This window comes from Candidatus Nitrotoga sp. M5 (genome assembly GCF_927904885.1).
GTDB lineage: Bacteria > Pseudomonadota > Gammaproteobacteria > Burkholderiales > Gallionellaceae > Nitrotoga.
This window is the reverse complement of record NZ_CAKMNW010000056.1, coordinates 35302-61600: the sequence shown is the minus strand read 5'-3', so window position 1 is coordinate 61600 and position 26299 is coordinate 35302. Positions and strand designations below refer to the sequence as shown.

The 26299-nt window shown below is 48.3% G+C and carries 22 protein-coding genes and 1 riboswitch; of the genes, 13 read left to right on the top strand and 9 right to left on the bottom strand.

All coding sequences use genetic code 11. From position 1 onward, the window contains the following. Positions 1-23 precede the first annotated feature (23 nt). From MJ770_RS10830 to gpmI, 8 genes are all read right to left on the bottom strand, one after another. Positions 24-410 carry an outer membrane protein assembly factor BamE gene (locus MJ770_RS10830; RefSeq protein ID WP_239253978.1) on the bottom strand — a complete coding sequence of 129 codons (387 nt, stop codon included), beginning with the start codon at positions 408-410 and terminating at the stop codon, positions 24-26. Positions 411-498: 88 nt separating this feature from the next. Next, complete coding sequence (gene recN, locus MJ770_RS10825; RefSeq protein ID WP_239253976.1) at positions 499-2190, bottom strand: DNA repair protein RecN; 1692 nt, start codon at positions 2188-2190, stop codon at positions 499-501. Next, entirely contained in the window at positions 2190-3062 is an 873-nt protein-coding gene (locus MJ770_RS10820; protein WP_239253974.1) for an NAD kinase, read from the bottom strand. The genes recN and MJ770_RS10820 overlap by 1 nt, the downstream gene beginning before the upstream one ends. Positions 3063-4001: 939 nt before the next feature. Beyond that, on the bottom strand, positions 4002-5468 hold the full coding sequence (locus MJ770_RS10815; RefSeq protein ID WP_239253972.1) for a formylglycine-generating enzyme family protein: 1467 nt from the start codon (positions 5466-5468) through the stop codon (positions 4002-4004). 736 nt (positions 5469-6204) lie between these two features. Next, entirely contained in the window at positions 6205-6960 is a 756-nt protein-coding gene (locus MJ770_RS10810) for a HesA/MoeB/ThiF family protein (RefSeq protein WP_239253970.1), read from the bottom strand. 35 nt (positions 6961-6995) lie between these two features. Then, positions 6996-8408, bottom strand: coding sequence for a S41 family peptidase (locus MJ770_RS10805; RefSeq protein WP_239253968.1), 1413 nt, complete (start codon positions 8406-8408; stop codon positions 6996-6998). 50 nt (positions 8409-8458) lie between these two features. Further along, the gene (locus MJ770_RS10800) at positions 8459-9631 is read right to left on the bottom strand and encodes a murein hydrolase activator EnvC family protein (RefSeq protein ID WP_239253966.1); all 1173 of its coding nucleotides are present in this window, start codon (positions 9629-9631) and stop codon (positions 8459-8461) included. Then, complete coding sequence (gpmI, locus tag MJ770_RS10795; RefSeq protein WP_239253964.1) at positions 9628-11166, bottom strand: 2,3-bisphosphoglycerate-independent phosphoglycerate mutase; 1539 nt, start codon at positions 11164-11166, stop codon at positions 9628-9630. Before gpmI ends, MJ770_RS10800 begins: the two co-directional genes overlap by 4 nt. A gap of 531 nt (positions 11167-11697) precedes the next feature. Here gpmI and MJ770_RS10790 point away from each other — a divergent pair. From MJ770_RS10790 to MJ770_RS10740, 12 genes are all read left to right on the top strand, one after another. Continuing rightward, on the top strand, positions 11698-13407 hold the full coding sequence (locus tag MJ770_RS10790; RefSeq protein WP_239253962.1) for a CHASE2 domain-containing protein: 1710 nt from the start codon (positions 11698-11700) through the stop codon (positions 13405-13407). Beyond that, a complete protein-coding gene (locus MJ770_RS10785; protein ID WP_239253960.1) occupies positions 13404-13910 on the top strand; it encodes an SH3 domain-containing protein in 507 nt (168 codons plus the stop codon). Before MJ770_RS10790 ends, MJ770_RS10785 begins: the two co-directional genes overlap by 4 nt. A gap of 12 nt (positions 13911-13922) precedes the next feature. Beyond that, positions 13923-14789 carry a M48 family metalloprotease gene (locus MJ770_RS10780; protein ID WP_239253958.1) on the top strand — a complete coding sequence of 289 codons (867 nt, stop codon included), beginning with the start codon at positions 13923-13925 and terminating at the stop codon, positions 14787-14789. Positions 14790-14882: 93 nt separating this feature from the next. Further along, positions 14883-15014, top strand: coding sequence for a hypothetical protein (locus MJ770_RS15430; protein WP_256448825.1), 132 nt, complete (start codon positions 14883-14885; stop codon positions 15012-15014). Positions 15015-15172: 158 nt separating this feature from the next. Beyond that, positions 15173-15583, top strand: a complete 411-nt coding sequence (locus MJ770_RS10775) for a rhodanese-like domain-containing protein (RefSeq protein ID WP_239253955.1) — start codon at positions 15173-15175, stop codon at positions 15581-15583. 2 nt (positions 15584-15585) lie between these two features. Further along, on the top strand, positions 15586-15843 hold the full coding sequence (gene grxC / locus MJ770_RS10770) for a glutaredoxin 3 (RefSeq protein WP_239253954.1): 258 nt from the start codon (positions 15586-15588) through the stop codon (positions 15841-15843). Between the two features lie 23 nt (positions 15844-15866). After that, complete coding sequence (gene secB / locus MJ770_RS10765) at positions 15867-16385, top strand: protein-export chaperone SecB (protein WP_239253944.1); 519 nt, start codon at positions 15867-15869, stop codon at positions 16383-16385. Between the two features lie 2 nt (positions 16386-16387). Beyond that, positions 16388-16837 carry an SH3 domain-containing protein gene (locus MJ770_RS10760; RefSeq protein WP_239253942.1) on the top strand — a complete coding sequence of 150 codons (450 nt, stop codon included), beginning with the start codon at positions 16388-16390 and terminating at the stop codon, positions 16835-16837. Positions 16838-16847: 10 nt separating this feature from the next. Then, positions 16848-17837 (top strand): NAD(P)H-dependent glycerol-3-phosphate dehydrogenase, encoded by a 990-nt coding sequence (locus MJ770_RS10755; protein ID WP_239253938.1) that lies wholly within the window; start codon positions 16848-16850, stop codon positions 17835-17837. 303 nt (positions 17838-18140) lie between these two features. Further along, positions 18141-18593 (top strand): hypothetical protein, encoded by a 453-nt coding sequence (locus tag MJ770_RS10750; RefSeq protein WP_239253936.1) that lies wholly within the window; start codon positions 18141-18143, stop codon positions 18591-18593. A gap of 302 nt (positions 18594-18895) precedes the next feature. Continuing rightward, complete coding sequence (locus tag MJ770_RS10745) at positions 18896-19357, top strand: DsrE family protein (RefSeq protein ID WP_239253934.1); 462 nt, start codon at positions 18896-18898, stop codon at positions 19355-19357. A 12-nt stretch (positions 19358-19369) separates the two neighbouring features. Then, positions 19370-19756: a YybH family protein gene (locus MJ770_RS10740; RefSeq protein ID WP_239253922.1), complete on the top strand. Its 387-nt coding sequence runs from the start codon at positions 19370-19372 to the stop codon at positions 19754-19756. Between the two features lie 395 nt (positions 19757-20151). Here the strand turns inward: MJ770_RS10740 and MJ770_RS10735 are convergent, their stop codons facing one another. Then, the gene (locus MJ770_RS10735) at positions 20152-23166 is read right to left on the bottom strand and encodes an RCC1 domain-containing protein (protein WP_239253920.1); all 3015 of its coding nucleotides are present in this window, start codon (positions 23164-23166) and stop codon (positions 20152-20154) included. Positions 23167-24084: 918 nt separating this feature from the next. Next, positions 24085-24313, top strand: a riboswitch (cobalamin riboswitch). A gap of 134 nt (positions 24314-24447) precedes the next feature. On the opposite strand from MJ770_RS10735, the gene btuB reads away from it, so the two are divergent. Beyond that, positions 24448-26280: a TonB-dependent vitamin B12 receptor gene (gene btuB, locus MJ770_RS10730; RefSeq protein ID WP_239253918.1), complete on the top strand. Its 1833-nt coding sequence runs from the start codon at positions 24448-24450 to the stop codon at positions 26278-26280. Positions 26281-26299 lie beyond the last annotated feature (19 nt).

Below are 26299 nucleotides of genomic sequence, written 5' to 3'. Positions count from 1 at the left end.
GCTACTCCTTGACTATTTTAGGGCTAATTCTCGCCGACTGGTGGTGCAACCGTTACGGGCACGACCTCTGCAGGTAGAGCGGGCATGTTGCCATCGTCAATACGAGCCAATAAATCATCTTCGAAATATAGCGTTATGCGTTGCTCTTCTAGCAATTTAGCTTTTTTTTCGAGCCTATACACATAATCCCAACGATTAGCATGAAAGACGTCGTTAACCAACGGCGTACCAAGGACAGCCTGCACCTGCAGTCGCGTCATACCCAGCTTGAGTTTATGACGCATCTCTGAAGTAACCATATTACCTTGATTAATTTCAATTTTGTGCGCAGTGAGCGTGGGTAGCTTGGGCATAGTCATTTCACTGCACGAAACAAACAACACTGAGACAACAATTATCTTAATGCGCATAGTAAAAACCATTGATAACAGAATTTCCGCATGATACATCAACACCGCTTCTGACAGCCTGCCGGACTTAAAGAATTGCTGCGACTCTTTAAAAATCCGATAAGCTGCCAGATGACAGGCCGAACCCCACCTCAAGCATTTCGGCCGCATGTTTGCGTGTGGTATCGGTAATTATTACTCCTCCCAACATGCGCGCGATTTCCTCGACACGTTCCGCATGATTGAGGGTAGAAATTGTACTTACAGAGGCACCGTTTCGTATGGACTTATTCACCTGCAATTGTGCATCCGCCATCGCTGCCACCTGTGGTAAATGCGTTACGCACATCACTTGATGACGCTGCCCCAAGCGCTTAAGCAAAGCGCCAATGATTTCCGCCACACGCCCGCCTATACCACTATCCACTTCGTCAAAGATGAGCGTAGGCACGGTGGCTGACAGACTGACAGCCACTTGTATCGCCAGACTAATCCGTGATAATTCGCCACCTGAGACAACTTTTGCCAGATTCCGTAACGGAGAACCAGGATTGATTGCTACTTGAAATTCGATCACTTCCAACCCCTTCACACCCCCTTCTGCAAGTGGTTTCAGCATCACGGCGAAGCTACCACCCTGCATGGCCAAAGTCTGCATTGCAGTAGTAATTTCTCGCGACAATTTGTCAGCTGCTTTCTGCCGCTCCGCACTCAATTTTTTCGCAGCGGACAGATACTGTTCACGTGCGGCAGCTTCTTGCTGCGCTAGTGTGGCAAGGTCAGCATTACTACCCAGATCGTCCAGCCGCGCGACAATACACTGCAAGGTTTCAGGTAATTGCTCCGGCAATACTCGGTATTTGCGCGATGCATCCACCACCGCAGTCATACGTTGTTCCTGCTCGCTCAAGCTTTGTGGATCAGCATCAATCTTCTGTGAGTAATGGCGTAACGCATACACAGCTTCCTGCAAATCATTTTGGGCGCTTTCCACCATATTAAGCGCATCCTGCAATGATCCGTCAAATTCAATTCCATCGCGTAAACGGGTAGTGAGCGCATTCAATTGAGTAAGACAGGCAGTATCTGCTTCACTTAATATTTCTACACCAAACTGTGCAGTTTCAAGCAGGTCAGTGGCGTGAGAAAGTCGCGCATAATCGGCCTGTAACTCCATCCACGCCTGCACACTGAAGTTAAGCATTTCCAGCTCATGCCGCTGGAACAACAGTAATTCGCGCTCGCTAGCCACTGCTTCAGCATTTTGCTCCAATTTTCTACGACGGTGTAGCAATGAATGCCACTCGTGAAACAATCCTGCCAGTTCTTCCACTTCGCTTATCAACCCGGCATAACCATCTAGCAGATTGCGCTGGGCATCTGGACGTAGTAATGATTGATGTGCATGCTGACCGTGAATATCAAGCAGATAACCGCCCGCATCGCGCATCTGCTGCAATGTGGCGCTATGCCCATTAATGAAACCACGCGAACGCCCGTTGGCTTCAAGTATTCTGCGCAACAGACATACATTTGAATCACCTACCAGCTCTTGCTCGAACAACCAGGATTGTAGGTCAGGCAAATCTACTATATCAAATTCCGCACCGATCTCAGCACGTTCACAACCGCTACGCACCATACCCGCATCGCCACGCCCGCCCAACGCCAGCGACAAAGCATCAATCAAGATGGACTTCCCCGCACCTGTCTCGCCGGTTAGCGCGGTAAAGCCGGACGAAAAATCGAGCTCCAAGGAATCAACGATGACGAAATTGCAGATACTAAGAAACTTCAACATTACAATGTTTTATTCCAGAACAATTTTTCACGCAATGTATGATAATAGCTATGTCCTACCGGATGCAGCAGACAAGCTGGCTGTATATGACGGCTCACCACCACTTTGTCATTTTCCTGTAAATCAAAATAGGCGTGACTATCAAAATGCACGCGCGCATCTGAAATGCGGTGCGGCAAAATTTCTAACAACGATTCGCTTTTAACAACAATGGGGCGATTGCTTAAAGTATGCGGACAGACTGGAACCAGGACGATAAGATCCAATGAAGGATGCAATATAGGGCCACCAGCGGATAAAGCATATGCTGTAGAGCCAGTGGGGGTCGCTACAATTAAGCCATCAGCACGCTGGAGATACAGATACTCACCGTCGATGCGCACCTCGAATTCAACCATGCTACTGGTATTTCCGCGGTGCAACACTACTTCATTAAACGCAAGCGAATTAAATACTTCTACACCATCGCGCAAAACACATGTAGATAACAACATGCGCTGCTCAGTGACAAAATTGCCGCCCAGCATAGCGGCTATTGTTTGCTGCATAGTATCAAGCGAAATGTCAGTAAGAAATCCTAGCCGTCCCTGATTTACCCCCACTAGCGGAATTCCAAGGGGCGCCAAGGTACGCGCTATGTTCAGCATAGTTCCATCGCCCCCCAGCACGATTGCCAGATCGACTTTGTCCCCCATCGCATCCAGTGACATTACACTATAGTCGTGCGGCTTTAGGTGCTCGGCTGTGAAACTATCCACTATAACAAAAACATCTTGCTCGGAAAGATATGTAGCCAACCGCAGCAGTGGCTCGGTAATTTCCGGCGCCTTGTATTTTCCAATCAGAGCGACCGTTTTAAAAGGAAATCTCATAGCAAAATTGTGGCTCTCTATATCTTCTTGGCAACTATCCCTTCGGCATCCTCTTTGAATTTGGAAGTGATGGAGCTCAGACTCTTATCTAGCAGCCTGTCGGACTTAAAGGGGATCGACTACCAATTTAGTTGAGTTGAATATATTTCGTCGCATTTTTTGGCAACAGAACAACTATTACTCTGCTAAATCGCCAGAACCCACCCTCATTCAGCTAAATTTTCGCTACGACTCTTGCACTCAGACAGTACTGCTTTATAATAAATTTTCTATATAAAACAATTGATTAAATATAACCGCAATCATAACTTAATTTTAAAACACGAAGCCCAAACTATATTTATCCGCCTAGCAACTATAATACACTGAACTGAATTATTACCGAGCAGAGGGTCTAAGCAATGCGCCATAAATTATCTCGAATAATCCAATATCGGCTACCCTCGCAATACACACTGCACCATATGGCTGCAATGACGTAAATGCGCCTTATACGTTTGCGTGTAATCACCGGATGATCACTGTTAGCATTTTAGCCGGACAGGAACAATTTAGTATTGCCACTCTGAATATTATTCGAAGTTCACTTTCACAAATTAGAGCCAGCCATCATAGTAGATGGGGGAAATGTCAGGATTCAGACCCATCGAATTAATAGCCGACTCCACAACATAAGGTTGATCATCATTCACGATTTAAACCCATGCGACTATTAGACTAAATTTGAAATGTCGTGCGTAAGCAATTGTGCACAATTATATATTTCTAAACACTAAACAATAATAGTTCGTTAGTTTCAAAAACTAATAGTAAAAGAGCCTTAGCAAGACATATATCTTGCTAAGGCTACCATTATCCAACAATCACCACTCAATTATTTACCTCTCCTGCGCACACTCCTTGCTCAAAATGATAAATAACAAAAGCTTGATATACTATTTATGGGAGCGTTCTGGCGAGCCGAATTCCAAACTTGTGCTCATCACGTCTTATCTCAGCACTGCCCAAGCGGTACGAAGCCGTCATAAACAGCGAATGAACTTTCCAAGATCCACCGCGAATGACTCTTCCTACAGACCTATCCTGTCCAGACGTTTTTTGAACCCAAGCACTTCCATCCGTTGGCGCACCATTATAATCATTATGGTAAGTATCCTCCGTCCATTCCCATACATTGCCAAGCATGTCATACAACCCAAAAGCATTGGGCTTGAAGCTACCTACTGGGGAAGCTAGCCCCCCAATCCATGGGGAATCAGTCCCATCCCACTTGGTGAAGCAATCTCGACAATTAGCGTTATTACGACCGACTTCGTCACCCCAATAGCGGGCAGTTGTCGTACCAGCACGGGCGGCATACTCCCATTCCGCTTCTGATGGCAGACGGTAGTTCTTTCCGGTTTTCTCTGACATCCATTTGGCATAGGCTTTAGCATCAAACCAGTTAATACAGGAAACCGGGCTGTTGTCAAACTCGCTGTCGCCCTCAAGGTCTTTACGAAAGCCAAAGTCGCCTGAATTACGGCCAACACGCTCTTCTACCATCCCGGTTTCGTTGACTGCCCAACAAGTTCCTGCGTCATATTTAATCTCATTCACGAATTCACCATACTGAGCTCGGGTAATTTCGGTTTTACTTAAAGCAAAAGACGGCAGAGTGACCCGATGAATAGGACCCTCATCGCTGCGCTCGGAGCCCATGTCAAAACTTCCTGCAGGAATCACAACCATTTCTGGACAACTTGGGCAATCTTTGAACGTTCCCTTTTTCACCTCAACCTGCTCAGGTCCGCGTTGTTTACCTGCAGCACTAAGTTGAGCAGCACCTAATTGAACCTCGACCTTTTTGATCGCCCCATCTCCCGCACGGATTTCTTGTTCAAATATGCGCTCATTCCATTCATCAACTTTCTTTTGCACCCGCAAATGAATCGTACCTTCAGGCACCTGCACGTCCAGCGGACACGCGCCCTTCAGTTTATCGTCGACAAACACTTCAGCGCCCATATCATCAATTTTACAGATGACTTTAAGTAATGCCCCCTTCTTCCCCTCAGCCTGTGCCAAACTCGATTTCACCGACTCTTGACGCATGCCTTCGACGTTACTTTGCGGCGCACCTAATACCGCCTCGATCGTTTTGATCACGTTATCGCCCACGCGAACGTCCTGCTCGAATATGCGTGCACGGGAAGCATCAACTGCCTTTTGCACCTTCAACTTTAGCGTGCCTTCCTGTACCAGCACGTCTACTGGACATTCGCCCTTGAACTTGCCATTAACTAACACATCAGCGCCAACGTTGTCACCTTTGCAGGTTACACTCAGCGTAGAGCTAGCCGCGTATACATCAGAATACGCCACAAGGGCTCCGATTAGTAGGGTTGAAATACAAACTAACTTCATGGTTTCTCCGTTTTAAAAAATGATCGAGGTGATAATTTTACTCATCTTTAAATCTCATACTGCCATTACTTATGGACAGCGTAATGTAACACGGGCAAGCTCATTATTGTCAGGAACCATTAAATTGAACGTCACTACTCGCCACCTTAAAGGATCTCTAAATTATATTTGACAGCTATTGGGATGTGTGAATTACGCAATTAGTTCCTTTATAATATTTTGCACAACAAAGCGGTTAAAGCAGCGTAGCCAGCCTCTTGCTAAATTTAGCTGCGTTCTTCATTGTGCCGAATATGGATTTAAGGATGCGTACAGTGTGTCATCAAACCACCTAAAATTGAGAGTCAACTCAGCTCAAGACGCCCCCTCTATTCTCTGTCAACTCATTAGGATTTTCTTTAATTTAAGGTCTATTTTGCAGCTGTCCTCTAAGTATTTCTCATTAATTTGGCAATTTATGGTGCAGTGACTCTGTCGGAACTGAATTATTCTCTACAAATTAAGTATCGCCACTCGTTTGATGTTATAAGCAAGACTTCCTTCTTTAGATAATCTTATTTTCTTCACGCGTTGCGTTGTTTGGGCACAGTCACAAAAATCGTATCAAATGATACGCTTTGATTTAAGCCCACCATCCGATACCTGAAAATATCCACCAACGATGGATGTTTAGTTCACGCAAGATCATTTGGCTCGCTTCGTGATTGAAGTCATTAATGAACTCGCTTAAAAATTGTTACATACGTGACGCGCCGCAAATTAGGCAAGCTGGATCCTTGTTCAATTTAACGGTACGTAACTCCATATGCAGCAAATCTGTTACCAGCAATCTGCCACACAGTAGCGTGCCTATACCCATTAATAGCTTAAGCGCCTCAGCAGCTTGCATACTACCGATAATGCCTACTAGTGGGGCAAATACCCCCATGACTGCACAACGTGTTTCTAACGCATCCGACTGCTCTGGATACAGGCAGTGGTAGCAAGGGCTGTGAGGAAGGCGCCTATCGAACACAGCGACTTGGCCGTCAAAACGGGTAGCCGCACCGGATATAAATGGTTTGTTTAAGTGAACGCAAGCTTGGTTAAGCGCATAGCGTGTGGCGAAGTTATCACTGCAATCCAGTACTACATCGGCTTGGCCAACCAGTTCAAGTAAACGCGTTTTATCTGCACGTTCGTTCAGAGCGATGACGCGAACATCGGAATTGATTTCAGCAAGCGAAATACGTGCAGAATCTACCTTAGCCATTCCGATGCTGGAAGTGCGGTGTACGATTTGGCGTTGAAGATTGGTCAGATCTACTGTGTCATCGTCGCACAGGGTCAAAGTACCCACTCCGCTGGAAGCAAGGTACATGGCGGCAGGAGAGCCCAAGCCACCAGCACCTATTATCAATGCGTGCGCATCCTGCAGCTTTTGTTGCCCTTCGATGCCAATTTCAGACAATAAAATGTGGCGGCTATAGCGTAGTAACTGTTCGTCATTCATGTGATATGGAAGAGGAGCAACCTATTGTTTTTCAATTACTTTCCTTGCAATATATTTAAACCCTTCAACAAAATTAAAGCTTGATTTAAAAGGTAATCATCTTTTGATCCGAACTCAAGTCTTTTCGGTTTTGTAGTATCGCCTTCTTCACTTTTTGTTTGCGAGTCATCTGGCTCAGCCGAAGCTGGAGGTTTTACAATGACGTCCACCTCCACATCAATCTTCTGGTCGTTGGTCAAGTGATGCTCTAAATCGGCCTCACGCATACGTAAAGATTGATCTTGACCGATAGTCGCTGGATCTTCCACTATGATATCAGGAACAATACCTTTGGCTTGAATAGAGCGCCCGTTAGGCGTGTAATAACGTGCTGTAGTGAGTTTGATTGCGGTATTGTTGCCGAGTGGCAGAACGGACTGTACCGAGCCTTTACCAAAGGTTTGGGTGCCCATAATGACAGCCCGTTTATGATCTTGCAATGCGCCTGCGACAATTTCTGAAGCAGATGCAGAACCGCCATTCACCAGCACTATCATTGGCACAGTTTTGACTGCCGCTGGCAAATCTTTCAAATAATCCTTCTCGTGGTTGCGCAGATAGTCATTAGGAACGGCGCTCAGGCGCATTTTGGCAGCTGAGTTACGTCCTTCGGTATACACTACTAGAGCATCCTTTGGCAGGAAGGCGGCAGATGCAGCGACCGAACTATTGAGCAAACCCCCTGGATCGCTTCGGAGATCCAGGACCAAACCTTTCATAGCACCCTCGTTCTTTTTGAATAGATCGTTGAGCGCACTGGCGAGGTTCTCGCCAGTGCGCTCCTGAAATTGGGTGATGCGAACAAAAGCATAGCCGGGCTCGACCAGTTTCGACTTTACACTCTTCACTTTAATAATGGCGCGCGTTATGGTAATCGTCAACGGCTTGGGCGCTTCCTTGCGAAGTACAGTCAAGACAATTTTGCTGCCTGGTTTACCGCGCATGCGCTTAACCGCTTCACTTAGTTTCAAACCCTTTACCAAGGTATCGTCGAGTTTAATAATCAGATCGCCGCTCTGCACGCCTGCATGAAAAGCTGGAGTATCTTCAATTGGAGAAATTACTTTCACCAGCCCGTCTTCCATTCCGACCTCAATGCCTAAACCACCGAATTGTCCCTGCGTGCCGACTTGTAGCTCTTTGAACGCTTCTGCATCCAGATAGGCGGAATGCGGATCGAGACCGGTCAACATGCCTGTGATGGCTTCGGTGATAAGTTTTTTGTCTGTGACCGGTTCTACATAATCACTTTTGATGCGACCAAACACCTCTGAGAATGCACGGAGTTCTTCAATCGGCAACGGCTCATCGATGTTCTTATCCGCAATGGCAGATAATTGCAGGCTAATCAACACACCTGCGATCAGCCCTAGTCCGATCAATCCAGTTTTTTCAATACGACTGCGCATATCTGACCTCTAAAGTTGTTTAATTACAACATGTTTCTTCATGAATAATGCTATCGGGCTATCCACTTAATGGGGTCTGTAGGTTCGCCCCTATGGCGTATTTCAAAGTATACACCGGAATCCTCATTTCCGCCGCTGTTGCCAACGGCTGCCACGGTGTCGCCCCCTTGTAAGGTGTCACCTACTTGCTTGTAAAGAGATTCATTGTTGCCATACAGGCTCATGTAGCCTTCGCCATGATCAATGATCAATAAGTTCCCGAAGCCACGCAACCAATCGGCAAATACTACACGACCGGCTGCTACTGCTTTCACTGGCTGACCACTTTCTGCGCGTAATCGCAAACCTTTCCAAAGCACGTTACTATCTGGTCGCGCGGTACCAAATTTATTGACTACCTCACCCATTACCGGCAATGTCAGCTTGCCTTTAAGTTGCGCGAACGGCTTGCCGTCGAAACGATTATCAGGCAATTTGTCATTACTGAACACACCTTTGCTTTTTTTCCGTGTTAACATTTTGGCGAGCCTGGTCACCAATTGCGTCAACTCGCTTTCATTGCGTTGTAGGCGACCAATTTCGTTGCGCTGTTGTTTAAGTTGCTGAGCAAACTGACTGAGCACTTGCTGACGCGCAAGCTTGTCTTTTTCCAAGATTTTATTCTGCGCATTTTCTTCCTCTTGCAGCGCCGCAAGATCTTTACGTTTTTGCTGAGTTAGTTGGACGACCTCGTTTAACTGCGCAAGATTTATGCGTAACTTCTTCAGCCAAGTCGAACGGCTGCGCGCGATATATTCGTAATAGCGCATTTCACGTGCAGTTTGATCAGGATCATGATTGTTGAGCAACAGCTTGAAGTATTCTTGTTTGCCGCCTAAATATTGCTGGTAGAGCAATTTGCTGAGCATAGACCGCTGTTTCTGCATATCCATTTCCAGTTGCTCCGCTTGCTGTTGCAGCCTTTCCAAGGCTTGATCTGCAGCACGGTGTTGCAATGACAACTTAGCCAACTTACGCTTACTATTGCTGATAGCTCGTTCTGATTCACGAAGCCTGACTGTTGCTTCGGATTGAGACTCACTGGTTTCTTCAAACTCCTTCTGCAACGCAGAGATTTGCTTACGTAGATTGTTCAGCTCTTCCTGAGGTGAGGCGTGAGTGCTGTTTATGCCTGCTATTAAGCAGATACACAACAATAATACGTGGCGAGTAAGTGCGGTCACTGGATTGAGATAAGCGGCTGCCCCGTCATTTCCGGCGGTTGCGGCAGACCCATCATGGCGAGCAAGGTTGGGGTAACATCCTGAAGCGAGCCACCTTCAGCAATATTGGCCTTGCGGCCTATATACAAGAACGGAACCAAGTTAAGAGTATGTGCGGTGTGTGCTTGCTGTGTGGTGCGATCCAGCATTTGCTCAGCGTTGCCGTGATCAGCAGTGATTAACACCTCGCCGCCACATTCAAGCATGGTATTGACTACTCGCCCAATACATACATCCAAGGCTTCAATGGCCTTGACTGCCGCTTCCATTATACCGCTATGACCGACCATGTCGCCGTTGGCATAATTGCAAATCATGGCTTGATACTGCCCGCTACGGATTGCCGCTTCCAGTTTATCAGTGACCTCAAAAGCACTCATTTCTGGCTTGAGGTCATAGGTTGCCACTTTGGGAGATGGCACCAAGATTCGATCCTCGCCCGGGTAAGGCTGCTCCTTGCCGCCATTGAAGAAGTAGGTGACATGTGCGTATTTCTCCGTTTCTGCGATACGCAATTGTTTCAACTCCAAGCCTGAAAGGTACTCACCAAAACAATTGTGGATGGCTGTGGGCATGAACGCTGCCGGAAGGTGAAAGTCCTCGCCGTAGCTGCTTAATGTGACAAAGCTTGACAACTTGGGAAAACATGCACGCTTAAAGTCATCAAACATTGGATCAGTCAGCGCACGGGTAAGCTGACGCGAGCGGTCGGCACGATAGTTCATAAACACTGCAACGTCTCCATCTTGCATGATAACGGGTGGCTCGGTGGGAGAGGCAATGATAGTGGCTTTAACGAATTCGTCGTTCTCTCCGCGCTCATAGGCTTGCTGCAATCCATCTTGGGCATCAGGCGACTGATATCCAGCCTTGCCTTTTGTCAATAAGTCATAGGCCTCCTGTACCCGATCCCAACGGTTATCTCGATCCATTGCATAGTAGCGGCCGATGATGGAAGCAATACGCCCAACGGCCAAGCTAGCAATTTTTTCCTGCAGCCGCTGCAGCGAATGTTCGGCACTTCTCGGCGGTGTGTCACGACCATCGAGAAAGGCATGGATAAATATTTTTTGCAGTCCAGCACTCGCTGCCAGCTCTAACATGGCGTGGATATGGTTTTCGTGACTATGTACTCCGCCGGGTGATAGCAGCCCCATGATATGTAGCGCAGTGCCATGTTGCTTGGCATGTTCAATAGCTAGCAGGAACGCCGGATTGCTGTTGAAGCTTCCGTCCTGAATGGCTGCATCCACCCGTGTGAGCTCCTGATACACAATTCGACCTGCGCCGATATTGAGATGACCAACTTCAGAGTTACCCATCTGGCCTTGCGGAAGCCCTACCGATAATTCGGACGTACGGATTAGTGTGTGCGGATAATCACGCCATAGCTTGTCCCAGTTAGGTTTGTGCGCATGAGCGATAGCATTGTGGTCAGTTTCTTCACTGTGGCCGAAGCCGTCGAGGATAAGTAGGAGGACAGGGGTGATTTTCATGCTGGACTTTGGGGAAATTTAAATATCAATTGGCTACTGCTTTAGGATACCATTTTAGCTGATTTCTGGGTTGCCGGTCATTCCTAGCCTCGCACGAAGCCAAATTTAATTTCGCGGATGACAATATTTTTGAAAGCGACGTAGACTGTCAATGAAATCGCACATCTCCTGCACTTATAAAGATATTATGCTTGCTGGGGAATGCGGAAATTGGCGTGCAGGATATCTTAGATGAGGTAGAGGCCCCATAAAGAATTTTTGGCACCTCGCTCATTACTGCGCGATAAGTGCGTGTTAGCCGCACATGAGGATTCAACCGTGTGTAAATCGAGTTGGCAACCCGCGCATTCACAAGCTGCCAAGGATAATGAGTGACGATATTCTGCACCGGCCGGTTTAGTATGTGCATCCCAAGGATAGCATTTTGGCGTGCGACGACATATTGACTATCAACTTACATACACTGAGCCACTTGCGCCGTGACAATCACCATCAAACAGAGCGGCATGAAATCAATATTGGATTTTTTCAATGAAACTTAATGTTTATTTCACTAATCGGTTGCGTTTGGCTTACTCCAAATTCTCCGTACGGCTCGCCAAACTCTGGAATAATAAATTCTATCTATACTTGGCAGCACTATTCATGTTGTTTGCCGTGCTTGATACCATGCAATTGCATATCATTTCCGGTATGCGTCAAGAGGCATTCGATGCGATGGTGCGCTACCGCATTATTGTACCCAAGCCTGATAGCGATATCGTAATCGTAGACATTAATGAAGCCAGTCTCGCGGCCATGGCCAACGACTATGGGCGTTGGCCATGGCCACGCCAAGTGCTGGGGGATTTTCTCGAGCAGGTTGAAAAACAGCAACCAAAAGCAATCGTGTTTGACATATTGTTCAGCGATGCTGACATATACAACCCTGACAGCGATGCTTATTTCGACGACGCCATTGCCGCCACAAATAACACTTACTTCCCCTTACTGCGTCTTGATCCATCGAATGATGCCTTAAGCATGGTGAAGCCCTCCATGATTCCCGGTGTTGAGCCGCGACTTAATGATGCTCAACCGGAGGCCACCATTGCAGTGGTACTACCACATTTTCCAGCAGCAATTAAAAGTGGGCGCCTAGGGTTGCATAACATCTATCCCGATGCTGACGGTGTTGCGCGCGAATATATTGCTTACCGTGACGATTATGGATGGAAATTACCGTCTCTGCCATTAAGCCTTGCGCGTGATTTCGGCTGGCCTGAGCCTGCCGCACAAAAATTTTTGCTCAATTGGCGTGGCCCGCCATTTTCATACCAATATACCAGTTTCCACGATGTTTTCATGGACATGGGAAACAAGGAAAAAAAGCGCCCTCAAGACGAGTTTAAAAATAAAATCGTCATTATCGGCTCCACCGCGCCCAGCTTATTTGACATCAAGCCCACGCCGATGAGCCAAATGCACCCAGGCGTTGAAATTCTTGCTACCGCTATAGATAACTTAAAACATAATGATTACCTGCGCTTTCCTGAAGCAAGCGTGGCTTATCTTTTACTTACTCTATGCATCATTTGGGCTACTGCCTGGGCCTTTTATCGTAATTTTGGACGAAATAAAATAGGTGTATTGTTTGGCACGTCACAATTTGTATTGATTGGGATTTCTTATGCCAGCATTAACTTCACCAATACTTACATTAACATCACTGGGCCGGTGACAATAGGACTGGCCTTTTTTACCATTGCACGTCTGTATTCTGTCGCCACCAACAAGATACTAGAACGAAGCATGGTGCGCGCTTCTCTCGAACGAGAAGGAAAATTAAGTGTCACACTGTTATTAATTCGTCTCGATGGTGACCCAAAATTGCTCACGGATACCATGTTGGATCAAATCCGCTACAAACTTGAAAATGCTGGACTGGAACAGAAAAGTGTAGACATAGTGAGAGGCTATCAAAAAGGCCTGTGGGATTTATTCGAAAAAACATTTTCGATTTCCTGGGTAGTGGATGAAGGAGATGCAAATGGAGCGGCACGGGTGACTGAGGATGTTGCAGCGGTCATCGATGCGTTTCCGCGACTGTTAAGTAAATTCATAATCAGCACTGATATTAAAGTCAGCTGGTTTGTACATAAAGGGGACGTGGTAGGTGGCAAGGATGCGCGCAACTATTGGCGCGTAATCTTTGCGGAAACACTGCTGCGCTGGAATGAACAACAAAGGAAGACACTATGAATTCGATCAGATTAGGGGCTGCTTTATTCGCGTTGTTGGCTATGCCAGTATTTGCCGCTGAAACAGGTAGTGTTATCAGGGCCGATGGCATCAGGGTTGAACCGTTCCGAGACGCTAAAAAAATTGCCACGCTATCGATTGGCGACAAAGTGGAAATTGTCAAAAAAAATGGCGGCTGGCTACTCATAAAGAGCCCAAAAGGTAAAGGCTGGGTACACATGCTGAATGTCCGCAAAGGAGATATTCGTAAGCGTTCTGGGAATATAGGCGGGCTTTTGGGCATGGCGTCGGGGCGTGCAGGAACAGGTAAGGTAGTTGCCACTACAGGTATTCGTGGCCTAGACGAATTCGAGCTGCAATCCGCAAAATTTAATGAATCCGAACTAAATCTGGTCGAGTCGTATGCGATAACCCGAGCTGAAGCTCAGGTGTTTGCCACTCAAGGGAAACTGGTTGCGCGCGAATTCGATTACCTTCCTTCTCCAGAAGTTTCCACAAAATAAAGGACTGCTCTGATGAAAGCGATAATAAAATACTTGTCGATCACTGTATTGACGCTTGCCTGCAGTACTGCCTGGAGTTTTGATTTCGAAGAGGGATTCAAAAAAGTACTTAAGGATGGCATTCAAAAAAAGATTGAAGAGAAGTCAGACGCTGCAACAAGTAAAGCATTGTTGGGGCTTGCTGGCACTTCGCAGGAAGAGGAAATTGCAATAGGCAGGCAAATTGCAGGCAACTTGTTGGGTGCATCTGCACTTGTCAAAGATCAGAGCTTGCAAACATATGTCAATAATGTCGGGCGTTGGGTGGCAAGTCAAAGCGAGCGCCCAGATTTACCTTGGCATTTCGGTGTGATTGAATCAAACGACGTTAATGCCTTCGCCGCACCGGGCGGCTATATTTTCCTAACTCGCGGACTGTATAGCTTATTGCAGAACGAGGCCGAGCTGGCCGGGGTGCTAGGTCACGAAATCGGCCATGTTATACGCAAGCATCATTTGAAAATCTTACAGCAAAGCAGCCTGATAGACTTAGGCGGAAAATTACTTTCTGGCCAGGTCGGCGGAAATAACCAAGTCCAGAAGCTGATTGGCAACGGTGCGGAAGTTGTGGCACGCTCGCTCGACAAAAATGCTGAGTTCGAGGCTGACCGCATCGCGGTAGTGCTTGCCACGCGCGCCGGTTATGACGCCTTCGCTTTTCCCGAAGTGCTACAGCAAATAGGCCATTTCGCCAAAGACGACGGTAGCGTGTCACTGCTATTCAAAACACACCCCCACCCAGATGACCGACTAGAAAAATTGGGGCTTGTTATTAATGATCGCTTAGACGATGTCAAAGGGGATACGCTAGCAACGCGATTTTATCGTATCAAACCTTAACGCCTCTTTAATTTACATTCTGTTCGTTATTGCATACTGTTCGTTATGGCATAGATAACTGAATTTTTAGCGGCCCCTTACTTTGATTTCTTCATGAGCGGCAAAATAAAGGTGTGTACTGTCCATCTCGCTGACAAATTAATCTCGAATGAAAAAGTGATGTCTTTTGCACCGATTGATTTAGTAGTGTATCGAGACGCATTGTTGTTGGCCTTGTCTGGTTAGCAGGCTGCAGCACAGTTACAGATGGAACGCGCCATTTGATCTTATCCTGATAATTTCACGTCCGCACGTAAATATCTAAGCGCGTTGACACAGAAAGCCCCCGAGAACTTCGCTGCTCTGCTAGAATTTGCCCTCAAAAAAATACAAGGAGCGGCAGTATGCAGTTCATGCAAGATAATATCTGGATGATTTTAGTGGCCGTGAGTAGCGGTTTGATGCTGCTATGGTCGTTTATGGGTAACAGCATACGTGGGATAAAAGAAGTCAGCAGTGCCGCTGCTCTGCAACTGATCAACTACAAGAATGCATTAGTCCTGGATGTGCGTGAAGCGGCAGATTTCAAAACTGGACATGTCCTGAATGCCAAACAAATTCCGCTTGGCAAGCTTAATGAGAGCATTGGAGAATTAGAACGCTATCGGTCGCAACCCATCGTAGTGATGGACAACAGCGATCAACGTTCGGCAGCCGCATGCGTATTGTTACGCAAGCATGGATTTGAGTCGGCGCATAATTTGGCGGGGGGTTTGCTAGCCTGGCAGAAGGCCGGCCTACCATTGAAAAAATAACGATGCCTAAAATATTGATGTATTGCACTGCAATTTGCCCTTATTGCGTGCTAGCCGAGCGCCTGTTACGCGCCCGAGGTGTAACGGAAATCGAAAAAATACGTGTAGATTTGCAACCGGAAGCGCGTCGAGTAATGATGGAAGCTACCGGATGTCGCACCGTGCCGCAAATTTACATAGGCACATACCTTGTTGGCACCTACGATAACCTGGCGGCGTTGGACCATAGTGGTAAATTAAACCAATTATTGAATAGTTAATTTTATACGGAAGGATACATATCATGAGTGAAGCAGACGCACCCGCAGACGCAGCCGCAGCTGCAGCTGCACCCGATCAGCAACAACCTCTATTCAATATCGAGAAGATGTATGTGAAAGATCTCTCACTGGAAAGCCCTAATGCGCCTAGCATTTTTTTGGAACGCGAAAATCCGAATATTGATCTGCAGTTATATACACAGAGCTCGCGTATGGAAGATGGTCTATTTGAAGTAGTCGTCACGGTTACAGTCACCGCCAAGCTGCCGGAAAAAGACAAGGTCATGTTCTTGATCGAGGCTAAGCAGGCCGGTATTTTTCATGTGCGCAATCTGCCGCCGGAAGAACTGGAGCCAATATTGGCAATCATCTGCCCTAACATACTTTATCCTTATCTCCGAGAAGTGGTATCAAATATGGCGATTCACGCTGGGTTTGCACCCGTGTTCCTTAATCCGATCAATTTTGAAGCGGTGTACCAGCAGCAAAAACAGCAGAAGTTACAAGAACAAGAAAAAGCCGCAGCGCCTACCCAGCATTGAAAATGAAACCACCTGTTGCTTTATCAATCCTGTTCATTGCTCTATTCACAGCGGCGGGTTCCTCGCATGCGCTGGACTACGTGTCTGTCGCGGACAGTTCCGCTGTTCTCTATGATGCGCCCTCGGCTAAAGCAAAAAAATTATTTGTGGTTAACCGTTACTTGCCGCTGGAGCAGGTAGTTAGCTTGGATGGCTGGGTTAAAGTACGTGATAGTTCCGGCAGCCTGGCTTGGATAGAAAAAAATGCCCTCAGCAGCAAGCGCTTTGTGGAAGTGACGTCACCACTTGCCATGGTGTATGAGGAGCCAGATGAGGATGCGCCGTTAGCGTTCAACACAAGTCAGCAAGTAGCGTTGGAATGGTTGGAAAACTTAGGCAATGGCTGGGTCAAAGTACGTCACCCGGATGGCATGGCAGGCTATGTGAGAGCGACCGAAGTATGGGGCGATTAGCCGTTAATCGATGAACATTACTATTTTAGGTGCTGGCGCATGGGGCAGCGCGCTGGCTATCAATCTGTCTGCACGTCATCGTGTCACATTATGGGCATACAACGCGGCGCAAATCGAAGCAATGCGTGCTACCCATCACAATCAACGCTACCTGCCGGAAGTTCCATTGCCGCAGAATCTGAACCTGACTGCCGACTTGCAAGCCGCATTCACTAACGCAGAATTAATATTGGTTGCTGTGCCAATTGCTGCGCTGCGTGCCACACTGCAACAGATCGCGGCAATGCCTGTGCCGATTCCGGTAATTTGGGCGTGCAAGGGTTTCGAGGCAAGTACCACACAGCTGCCGCATCAAGTGGCCGCAGAAACCTTACCGCAAAATTTCTCCTGTGGCGTGCTGTCCGGCCCGAGCTTCGCTTTGGAAGTGGCACGCGACCTTCCCACAGCCATGATTTTGGCATCGACCGATGAGAAATTTGCCAAACAAGTCGCGCAATCCTTGCATCACTCGTCCTTGCGTGTCTACTCCAGCACTGATGTGATGGGCGTAGAGGTGGGCGGCGCTGTCAAGAACGTACTGGCTATTGCCGCTGGCATTGCCGAAGGCATGGGTTATGGGCAAAACGCACGTGCCGGGCTGATTACACGCGGGCTGGCAGAAATGACAAGACTGGGATTGAAAATGGGTGCGTGTGCGGAAACCTTGAGTGGATTATCTGGTGCTGGCGATTTAATTTTGACTTGCACTGGAGATCTTTCGCGCAACCGACAAGTCGGAATTTTGCTGGCAAAGCAGCAAGCGTTGCCAGACATTCTGAACCAACTGGGTCACGTCGCGGAGGGCGTCTATACCGTACGAGAAGTGCATCATCTGGCGCAACGTCTGGGCGTAGACATGCCAATCTGTACGGCAGTTTACAGCGTTTTGTATGAGCAGGTGCCGGCAGCGAGCGCGGTCGAGGCACTGCTTAATCGTGCGCCCAACTCCGAATTTAATTAGTCGTTGGGCCTTAATCGTTCAGCCATAATTGTTGGAACTGTTTGGTATAGTGGCCCCCGTATTCAAGACAATAATGCATTGAGTATAAGAGAGTAACCGATCGAGTAATTTGGGAGTAATCAGTGAAACAGCTTGAGCTTCCATCAGCAGAATTTTAGGCTGCTCTATAATTAATGTTTAGCCAAATTAACGGCTAAGATAATGAAAATATTGGGGAGTTGGTGATGCTTGGCAATGTGTACCGATATAGGCAGTACTACTCGCTTATGAAAATGTTTTCTATGTTACTTTAGGCATCACGATATGGACACGTCTCGGAATTGGACGCCAAACGATTGGATTCGCCTCGTTGCACTGATTGGAGCGTTCGGTCTTTTTGGCCTTGGCGCTTGGATGCTGTTTCAAGGTATCGCGGCGGAAGGTATGATCGATTTGAAGTCTTCAATCCTGTCAGGAACCATCAAGGCGTCTAGCGCAGGTTTGTACCTCTGCTTCTTTGCTCTGTTCATCATCGCATTTGTACTTACGACCTTGCTGTCTCTACCAAGAAGCTCCTCGACTTCACCTGCGAGTCGCGCACGTCGACTGATGCCAATATTCTGGGGCATGCTTGGTGCTCTTGTTCTGTGTGCCATCTCAGCAGCCTTCACTCCCGAGGACGCCCGTACAGGTCTCATCATGTTAATAACTGTCTTGACAATGGCCATTTTCCCGGTTGTCATTGAAATCGTTAGAGTGATCAGTAACGATGCCTAACCCAAGAAAAAATTGGGTAGAGTAGAGAACAGGTTCACGCTTTCCCTCCCTCATCAGTCAAGTAGTCAAGTAGCGTGGGCACGATTTTGTGCCCACGCGGACAGCTGACCCAAACTATCCTAGTTATCTTGAAGAAGAACACATCGAAACACAGAAGAAATTATTACGCGCTATCGCCCGCCTCGAACACTCTGAAAATAACTAAATTCGTAGGTCCAGCTTCACTGTTTTAATCCGCCCTTTCCTTCATTTGGATAATGATACACTCGTTGTATTGTTCCTATTTATAATGGAGATTTCTCATGAATTATAAAAAAATAAGCTCTTTGATTTTTGCGGGTTTGCTTTGTCTCGTTTCAATAACTTCCAGCGCGGAGACTGGCAATCACCGTGATGAAAACGGCAGATTGAAAGTTCTTTATCATATCGATGGCTCGGATGTCGGAGTTGTAAAATATGCAATGGCTTTAATCAATAAACATATGGAAGCAGAAGGCGGGCCCGATAAGATCGATATCAAAGTCGTGGTGCATGGTCCCGCTTTGAAGCTGTTCGATAAAGAAACAGTCGACCCTGTTCTAAAGAAAAACCTGGCAGTGGTTATCGACAAAGGGGTTCAGCCCGAGATGTGTCAGGTCTCAATGAAACTTTTCAATAAACCACTGGAATCTCTGGTATCCGGTTTTGTGCCTACCGAACACCCCGTGGCCGTCAAGCGTATTGCTGATCTTCAAGAGCAGGGATATCTCTATATCAAGCCTTAAAAAACTCTTACTATGAGCAACGATGAAAAGATAAAGCAAGCTGTTTTGGTATGCAGTCAAAAGTGGATTGAAGCCTTTAATAAAGGAGATATCGACACTTATATCGCTGGATATCAGGTGGATGCGGTTATCAACGCCAAACCTTTGGGTACGTTTAAAGGAACCGGTGAGATCGACGCTTTCTGGAGGCCTTTCCTGGCCTCTGGGGCTGGCGAATTAAGATATGGCGATGTAAATCTAGAAGTCGTCGATGCATCCACCGTTCTGTTGTCTGCAAGTTGGACAACGAATGTGGAACGCGGAATCATTACTCTAGAAAAGTGGGATCTTCAGAACGATGGAAATTGGCTGTTGGCGCAAGATGACTTTGAAATTCAGGAAAATTTTTATATTTTATAGTCAAGTAGATACCGTACCATAAATATTTGATTACCAGTCAAGTAGCGTGGGCACGTCTGTGCCCACGCGGACAGCGTCAATCATATCCCAGCACCGCGCTTTCCATTGAACCAGACCAATTCGATCGAGGCGCGCAATGCCATACGAATTCCTTCGTCACATAGAATCGACTGCCGCCAGTAAGCGACCACCGTAAAGAAATAGCTTGAGCCCGCAGCCATTGCGCGGCGATAACGTGACTAACTGTTCACACCAAAATGACGAATCCGCGTGGGCACAAAGACGTACCCACCCTACCAGCCTGTCGGACTCAAGAACCAACCACAACCGCTCCAGCAATGTTTGCTTGCCAGAACGTCCAGTCCAGAGCTGGCTCTACCCGTCACAACAGCCCCCTAAAACAATTGCCTTGAAATCGCCTTGGATCCACTCACTCCGTTGATGGTGTAAGTCAAGGTACCAGCGCTACTGTTTTGAAAGACGAAGTTGACAGTGCCGACTTTCGTTACCACCTTAGCTGCGTCGTTCCATGTCTTGGTGGGCGCAGACCCGCCGGTGACTTGGTATAAATCACCGGCGCAGCTATTACCAGTCAAGGGACAACTGGAAGCAACGTACCAGACAGGATTGCCACTGGCATCGTAGGTATACATGGTGGCAAAAATCATTCCATACTGCTGTGTGATGGCTAGTCCCCAGCCGGATTCGTTTTCGTTCCACCAGAGCGCAGAATAGTCGACTGGTGGTTGAACGGCACCGGCTGCAAACATTTGCCGGGTAATTTGCTTGGTTCCATTTACATCATTGATCGAGTAATTTAATGTCCCGGTGTTGTTGTCAGAATAAGCGAAGGTACCCGTCCCCACCTTGGTCACGACTTTACCGTTGCCATTCCAGGCCACACCCAGCGGGGTGCCACCTACTACACTGTAAATATCACCCGTGCAACCACTCCCTACCAGCGGACAGGACGATATGACAAACCATGTCGGTTGCCCGATTGAATCGTAGGTATACCACGCCAGAAAAGCCATCGCATCACGCTGGGTGATACTCATCCCCCAGCCGGATTCATTCTGGTTCCACCACAGACCAGTCAAGGGAGAAGTAGATTCGACGGGGCTGGGTGGCAAAATAGGGTCGGGGAACACGCCGCCGCCAAAACCGACTACATTAACCGGGGTTAACCGATCCGTGGTGGAATTGTCGCCGAGTTGGCCATATCGGTTTAAACCCCAGCACTTAACCCCGCCTGCCGTGGTGAGCGCGCAAGTATGGAAAAATCCTGTAGAGATGGCCGACACGCCGCTGGTAAGGCCAGACACATCCACCACTAGCCTGAAACTGTCGTCAGAGTTGTTGTCGTCAGAGACAGTATTGTCGCCGAGCTGGCCAAACTCGTTCGAGCCCCAGCATTTTACCCCGCCTGCCGTGGTGAGCACACAGATGTGGGGACCACCTGTATCGACGGCCGCTATGCCGCTGGCAAGGCCCGCCACATCCACCGCAATTAAATTACTATCGGTAGGTGAATTGTTGCCGTGTACACCATAATAGGCCCAGCACTTTACCCCGCCTGCTCTTGTGAGTGCGCAGATCTGGGAAAGACCTGCGGAGATGGCTGCTACCCCGCTGGAGAGTCCCGGCAGATTCACTGGTTCTTTATCACGGATGATATTGGGGCCAACCTCGATGTCAAAATCCCAGTTCTGGCACGACACCCCGCCTGCCGCAGTGAGCGCACATGTGTAATAAAAGCCTGCAGCGATGGCTGTCACACCGCTGGATTGCCCTGGCAGATCTGCCAGTAAATCTGGCAGTTTTCCCAGTACACCTGGGAGATCTGCCGGTATACCTAGCTGATCTGCCAGTATAGAGATACCTTCCTTGCCAAGATCAATGAAACACTTTACTCCACCTATCGTGGTGAGCACGCAGACGCCACCAATGGATGAATCAATGGCCACCACTCCGCTGGCAAGACCAGGAATATCTATCGGGATCAAACTACCGTACATTCCCCAACACTTAACTCCGCCTGCCGAGGTGAGCGCGCAAGTGTGGATACCTCCTGCGGAGATAGCCGCTACGCCGCTGGTAAGCCCTGTTACATCCACCGGAACTGAGCTATCGGTAGTCGAATTGTTACCAAGCTGACCATATTCATTACCCCCCCAGCACTTTACCCCGCCTGCCGTAGTGAGCGCGCAGGTGTGGTCAAATCCTGCGGAGATGGCCACCGCGCTCGAGGCAGGTACGACAGGGTTTGGCGGCAAAACAGGATCGGGGATCACACCGCCGTCAAGACCGACCACATCAACTGGGATCCATCGGTCCCTTTTGGAACCGTCGCCGAGCTGGCCATATTCATTACTGCCCCAGCACTTGACCCTGCCTGCCGAGGTAATCGCGCAGGTGTGGCTAGAACCTGTAGAGATGGCCGACATGCCACTGATAAGACCAGACACATCCACTGGCGTCAAACTACCAGAGTCGGAATTGTTGCCGAGCTGGCCATAGTCATTATGGCCAAAGCATTTGACCCCGCCCACCATAGTGAGTGCGCAGAAGTGAAAACCACTTGTATCGATAGCCGCTATGCCGCTGGTAAGACCCACTATATCTAATGGTGTAGAACTAGAGGGTAATAGATCGGAGACCCCGAGGTCACTACCGAGGATGCCACTATTTCCCCAGAATTTGACTCCACCTGCCGTGGTGAGTGCAAAGCTAGATCCAAGAATCCCTACTGAGATAGCCGATACTCCGCTAGAGAGTCCCGACACATTCACTGGCGTATTACTACTTGTATAGGAATTGTCACCGAGCTGGCCGGATTGATTGTACCCCCAGCACTTGACACCGCCTGACGCGGTGAGTGCACAGTTATGTATTTGACCTGTAGCGATTGCTGTCACGTCGCTGGGAAGACCTGGTTGATTTGCCAGTGAAGCGCCATATGACATACCGATGCCATTGAAACACTTCACTCCGCCTATTGTGGTGAGCACGCAGGTTCGACCATAAGTTGAATCAATGGCCGCTACGCCACTGGTAAGACCAGGCATATCTTTCGGTATCAAAGTATCGTGCCCCCAACACTTAACCCCGCCTGCCGAGGTGAGCGCGCAAGTGTACGTTGCCCCTGCAGAGATAGCCGCGACGCCGCTGGAAAGACCCGTTACATCCACTGGAATTGAACTATTGGTAGTTGAATTGTTACCGAGCTGGCCACGATCGTTATACCCCCAGCACTTAACCCCGCCTGCTGAGGTGAGCGCACAGGTGTAGTCATCTCCTGCAGAGATAGCCACCACGCTGGTCTCAGCTGCATGGCCTGGCATGCTCCCCAGACATCCTATAAAGACAAGTGGTAGTGTGCAAAAAATTCTCTTCAGCAAGTGCGACATGGAACCTCCAGTAGGATAAGTATTTATCAAACATCTATCTGTGCTTGCGCTTAAATTATTCGCCATCTGGATCTCCTGAATTGATAGAAACTGCCATAAATTAATCACATTGAGATGAGGTGCTGAAGTGCGCAAATGCATAAGATCAGATACGAATACTGGATAAGCTATTCATTTAACAGGAATCTCGTCGGCATATTACACAAAAATAGAAAATGTCAAGCATAAATAACACTTTAAATTAATATCCAATCTTATTGCTCTGTTTACATAGCATTAAATATTTTCAACACGGGTAAAAAATGCTTGCAAGCGAGATGTCAGGCGCCGGTGTCAAATTTTTACACTCGAAATATGAGGTTTATGGCTTATTGAACGTTACGGTTGCGTCAGCAAGTGTGGAGCTGCCCAGCAGAATAAAACCCCAAGGGGTCGGTTCTGGATATCTAAACAGACTCCTACTGGTAGACCGTTCCAACAAAACTGATACGACAAAACATAGTTCAGATCAGGCTTTCAGCCATCAAAAAACGAAGGTTACATTTGCGTGCAAGCGATTGATCGGCATGAACACTGAGTATAGTCTTTACGGCGTTTGGTATTACATCCACGAACAAGGCCGAAGAGCAGAATGGCTCGGGAAGCGTGAGTAAGGTAGTGAGCTAGCAACTTGTCGGATTTAAAGTAAATCGGCTGCAAATTTAGCTGAACGGTGACTATTTCACCGCTTTTTTGGGCTATAGAACAACTAAATACCCTGCAAAATCGTCTAAATCACCCTTTTCTCAGCTCAATTTTCGCTACGATTCTTTAAGTCCGACAGGCTGCTCATAGCCGAGCTGACGACAAGCCCATATTTTAATAATATATACAATAACTTATATTATAAAATTTGACTCGTCATCTATATTGCTATAAATTTACCGTTCTGCTTCAGGTGTCCTAAGGGTTTCCACCCAAGGGATTAAACGGGAAGTCGGTGCGTTCTTGACATAGTCAGCCGAAGAACAATTCCGGCGCTGCCCCCGCAACGGTAAGCGAGTTATCGCGGATCACACAGCCACTGCGTTTCGACGTGGGAAGGCGATCCGTCAGGTCTTCAAGACCACTCGCGAGCCCGGAGACCGGCCTGAAGCCGTTGGTTGGTATTGCGGAGGGCGATACTGCGGCTGACAGGTCGTTCGTATTCCCTGCCTGTTTCCGTCTGATTCTTTTCCTCCGCGGTGCCTTTGTGTCACCGATTGGCGCACGGGTGAGTGCGCCTGAGGAAAGGAAATAAGAATGAAGAATCGTTGCCTATCGGCGACGGCACTACTGCTATTGGGTTCCCACTCTGCTTTTGCCGTTGAACTCAATCCTGTCATAGTCACTGCGACACGCACCGCCCAGACAGCGGACGAAACGCTGGCCTCAGTAACTGTCATCACACGAAAAGATATTGAACGCCAGCAGGCGCAATCCGTCCAGGATCTGCTGCGTGGTGTGCCGGGCGTCAGCATCACCAACAACGGAGGACCCGGCAAGGCCACTTCAGTGTTCCTGCGCGGTACCGAATCCGACCACGTTCTGGTCATGATCGATGGCGTCAAAGTCGGGTCCGCGACTCTGGGTACCACGGCCTTCCAGAATATCCCCATCGAACAGATCGAGCGAATCGAAATTGTGCGTGGGCCGCGCTCCAGCCTGTACGGGTCCGAAGCCATCGGTGGTGTCATCCAGATTTTCACCCGCAAGGGCGGCGGCGCACTGAAGACCTTCTTCAGCGTTGGTGGTGGCAGTTACCGCTCCTATAACGCCTCGGCCGGGGTTTCTGGTGGCGGTGAACGCGGTTGGTTCAGTCTTAGTGCAAGTGGTATCAATACCAGTGGTTTTAATGCTTGCGACGGCAAGCCCTCACCGGGCGGCGCTGGTTGCTTCACCACCGAGCCAGATAAGGACGGTTACCGCAACTTGTCCGGCTCACTGCGCGCTGGCTACCGTTTTGAGAACGGATTAAAAATGGACGCACATGCGCTGCGTACCACCGGCAACACCGAATTCGACGGAAATTTAGTCAACGAGTCCGAATCGGTTCAAAGTGTTCTCGGCGGAACAATCAGTTTCTCACCAGTAGACATATGGCAGATGACCTTAGCCGCAGGCCGCAGCGGAGACGAATACGACACTTTTAAAACTGGCGTTTTCAACAGTCGTTTCGATACCGAGCGCGATACCCTGTCTTTCCAGAACAACATCATCATCGCGCCCGAACATCTGCTCACCTTGGGTATCGACTACCAGGACGACAGTATTGACAACACTAATACCTTTGCGGTCACCTCTCGAAACAACAAGGGATTGTTCACCCAGTATCTGGGCAAGTTCGCTGCTCATGACCTGAAACTGTCGTTGCGCCGGGACCACAACGAACAATTCGGCAAGCGTACTACCGGCGGGGCGGCTTGGGGTTACGCGTTGAGCAAAGGCCTGAAATTCACCGCCTCCTATGGCACCGCATTCAAGGCACCGACCTTCAACGAGCTTTATTTTCCAGGTTACGGCAACCCCAGTCTTGGGCCTGAAGAGTCACGCAGCGTTGAGTTTGGTCTAAGCGGTAAAACCATGTGGGGGAACTGGTCGCTCAACACCTATGAGACACGGATCGATAATCTGATCGCATTCGATGCCAGCATCTTTGCACCCACCAACATCGACCAGGCACGCATTCGCGGCCTTGAAGCTGTGCTCAACACACAGCTCGGTGGCTGGGATTTGAACACTAACCTCACTCTGCTCGATCCTGAGAACCGCGCCGCGGGCACACCGGACGCCAACGACGGCAACGCGCTGCCACGGCGGGCCAGACAATCATTGCGGTTCGATGCTGATCGTACGTTTGGCAAATATAAGTTCGGCACCACGCTGCTGGCAGTGGGCAAACGTTATGACAATCTTTCCAACACACGCGAACTGGGCAGCTATGCCACGCTCGGTTTGAGAGGTGAATATGCCTTGGCCAAGGATTGGCGTGTGCAGGCACGTATCGAGAACCTGTTTGACAAGGACTACGAGACAGCCGCTTTCTTCAACCAGCCGGGTCGCAATCTGTACTTGACCCTGCGCTATCAACCCTGATTACAAATGACACAACCCT

Bases quoted from the DNA above. Each gene is read 5' to 3' on its own strand.
- MJ770_RS10810 (WP_239253970.1), bottom strand. From the start codon at position 6,960: ATGAATGACGAACAGTTACTACGCTATAGCCGCCACATTTTATTGTCT.
- MJ770_RS10785 (WP_239253960.1), top strand. From the start codon at position 13,404: ATGAATTCGATCAGATTAGGGGCTGCTTTATTCGCGTTGTTGGCTATG.
- MJ770_RS10790 (WP_239253962.1), top strand. From the start codon at position 11,698: ATGAAACTTAATGTTTATTTCACTAATCGGTTGCGTTTGGCTTACTCC.
- gpmI (WP_239253964.1), bottom strand. From the start codon at position 11,166: ATGAAAATCACCCCTGTCCTCCTACTTATCCTCGACGGCTTCGGCCAC.
- MJ770_RS10815 (WP_239253972.1), bottom strand. From the start codon at position 5,468: ATGAAGTTAGTTTGTATTTCAACCCTACTAATCGGAGCCCTTGTGGCG.
- MJ770_RS10830 (WP_239253978.1), bottom strand. From the start codon at position 410: ATGCGCATTAAGATAATTGTTGTCTCAGTGTTGTTTGTTTCGTGCAGT.
- MJ770_RS10780 (WP_239253958.1), top strand. From the start codon at position 13,923: ATGAAAGCGATAATAAAATACTTGTCGATCACTGTATTGACGCTTGCC.
- MJ770_RS10820 (WP_239253974.1), bottom strand. From the start codon at position 3,062: ATGAGATTTCCTTTTAAAACGGTCGCTCTGATTGGAAAATACAAGGCG.
- MJ770_RS10735 (WP_239253920.1), bottom strand. From the start codon at position 23,166: ATGTCGCACTTGCTGAAGAGAATTTTTTGCACACTACCACTTGTCTTT.
- MJ770_RS10760 (WP_239253942.1), top strand. From the start codon at position 16,388: ATGAAACCACCTGTTGCTTTATCAATCCTGTTCATTGCTCTATTCACA.
- MJ770_RS10775 (WP_239253955.1), top strand. From the start codon at position 15,173: ATGCAGTTCATGCAAGATAATATCTGGATGATTTTAGTGGCCGTGAGT.
- MJ770_RS10745 (WP_239253934.1), top strand. From the start codon at position 18,896: ATGAATTATAAAAAAATAAGCTCTTTGATTTTTGCGGGTTTGCTTTGT.
- MJ770_RS10740 (WP_239253922.1), top strand. From the start codon at position 19,370: ATGAGCAACGATGAAAAGATAAAGCAAGCTGTTTTGGTATGCAGTCAA.
- secB (WP_239253944.1), top strand. From the start codon at position 15,867: ATGAGTGAAGCAGACGCACCCGCAGACGCAGCCGCAGCTGCAGCTGCA.
- btuB (WP_239253918.1), top strand. From the start codon at position 24,448: ATGAAGAATCGTTGCCTATCGGCGACGGCACTACTGCTATTGGGTTCC.
- MJ770_RS10750 (WP_239253936.1), top strand. From the start codon at position 18,141: ATGGACACGTCTCGGAATTGGACGCCAAACGATTGGATTCGCCTCGTT.
- recN (WP_239253976.1), bottom strand. From the start codon at position 2,190: ATGTTGAAGTTTCTTAGTATCTGCAATTTCGTCATCGTTGATTCCTTG.
- grxC (WP_239253954.1), top strand. From the start codon at position 15,586: ATGCCTAAAATATTGATGTATTGCACTGCAATTTGCCCTTATTGCGTG.
- MJ770_RS10755 (WP_239253938.1), top strand. From the start codon at position 16,848: ATGAACATTACTATTTTAGGTGCTGGCGCATGGGGCAGCGCGCTGGCT.
- MJ770_RS10805 (WP_239253968.1), bottom strand. From the start codon at position 8,408: ATGCGCAGTCGTATTGAAAAAACTGGATTGATCGGACTAGGGCTGATC.
- MJ770_RS15430 (WP_256448825.1), top strand. From the start codon at position 14,883: ATGAGCGGCAAAATAAAGGTGTGTACTGTCCATCTCGCTGACAAATTA.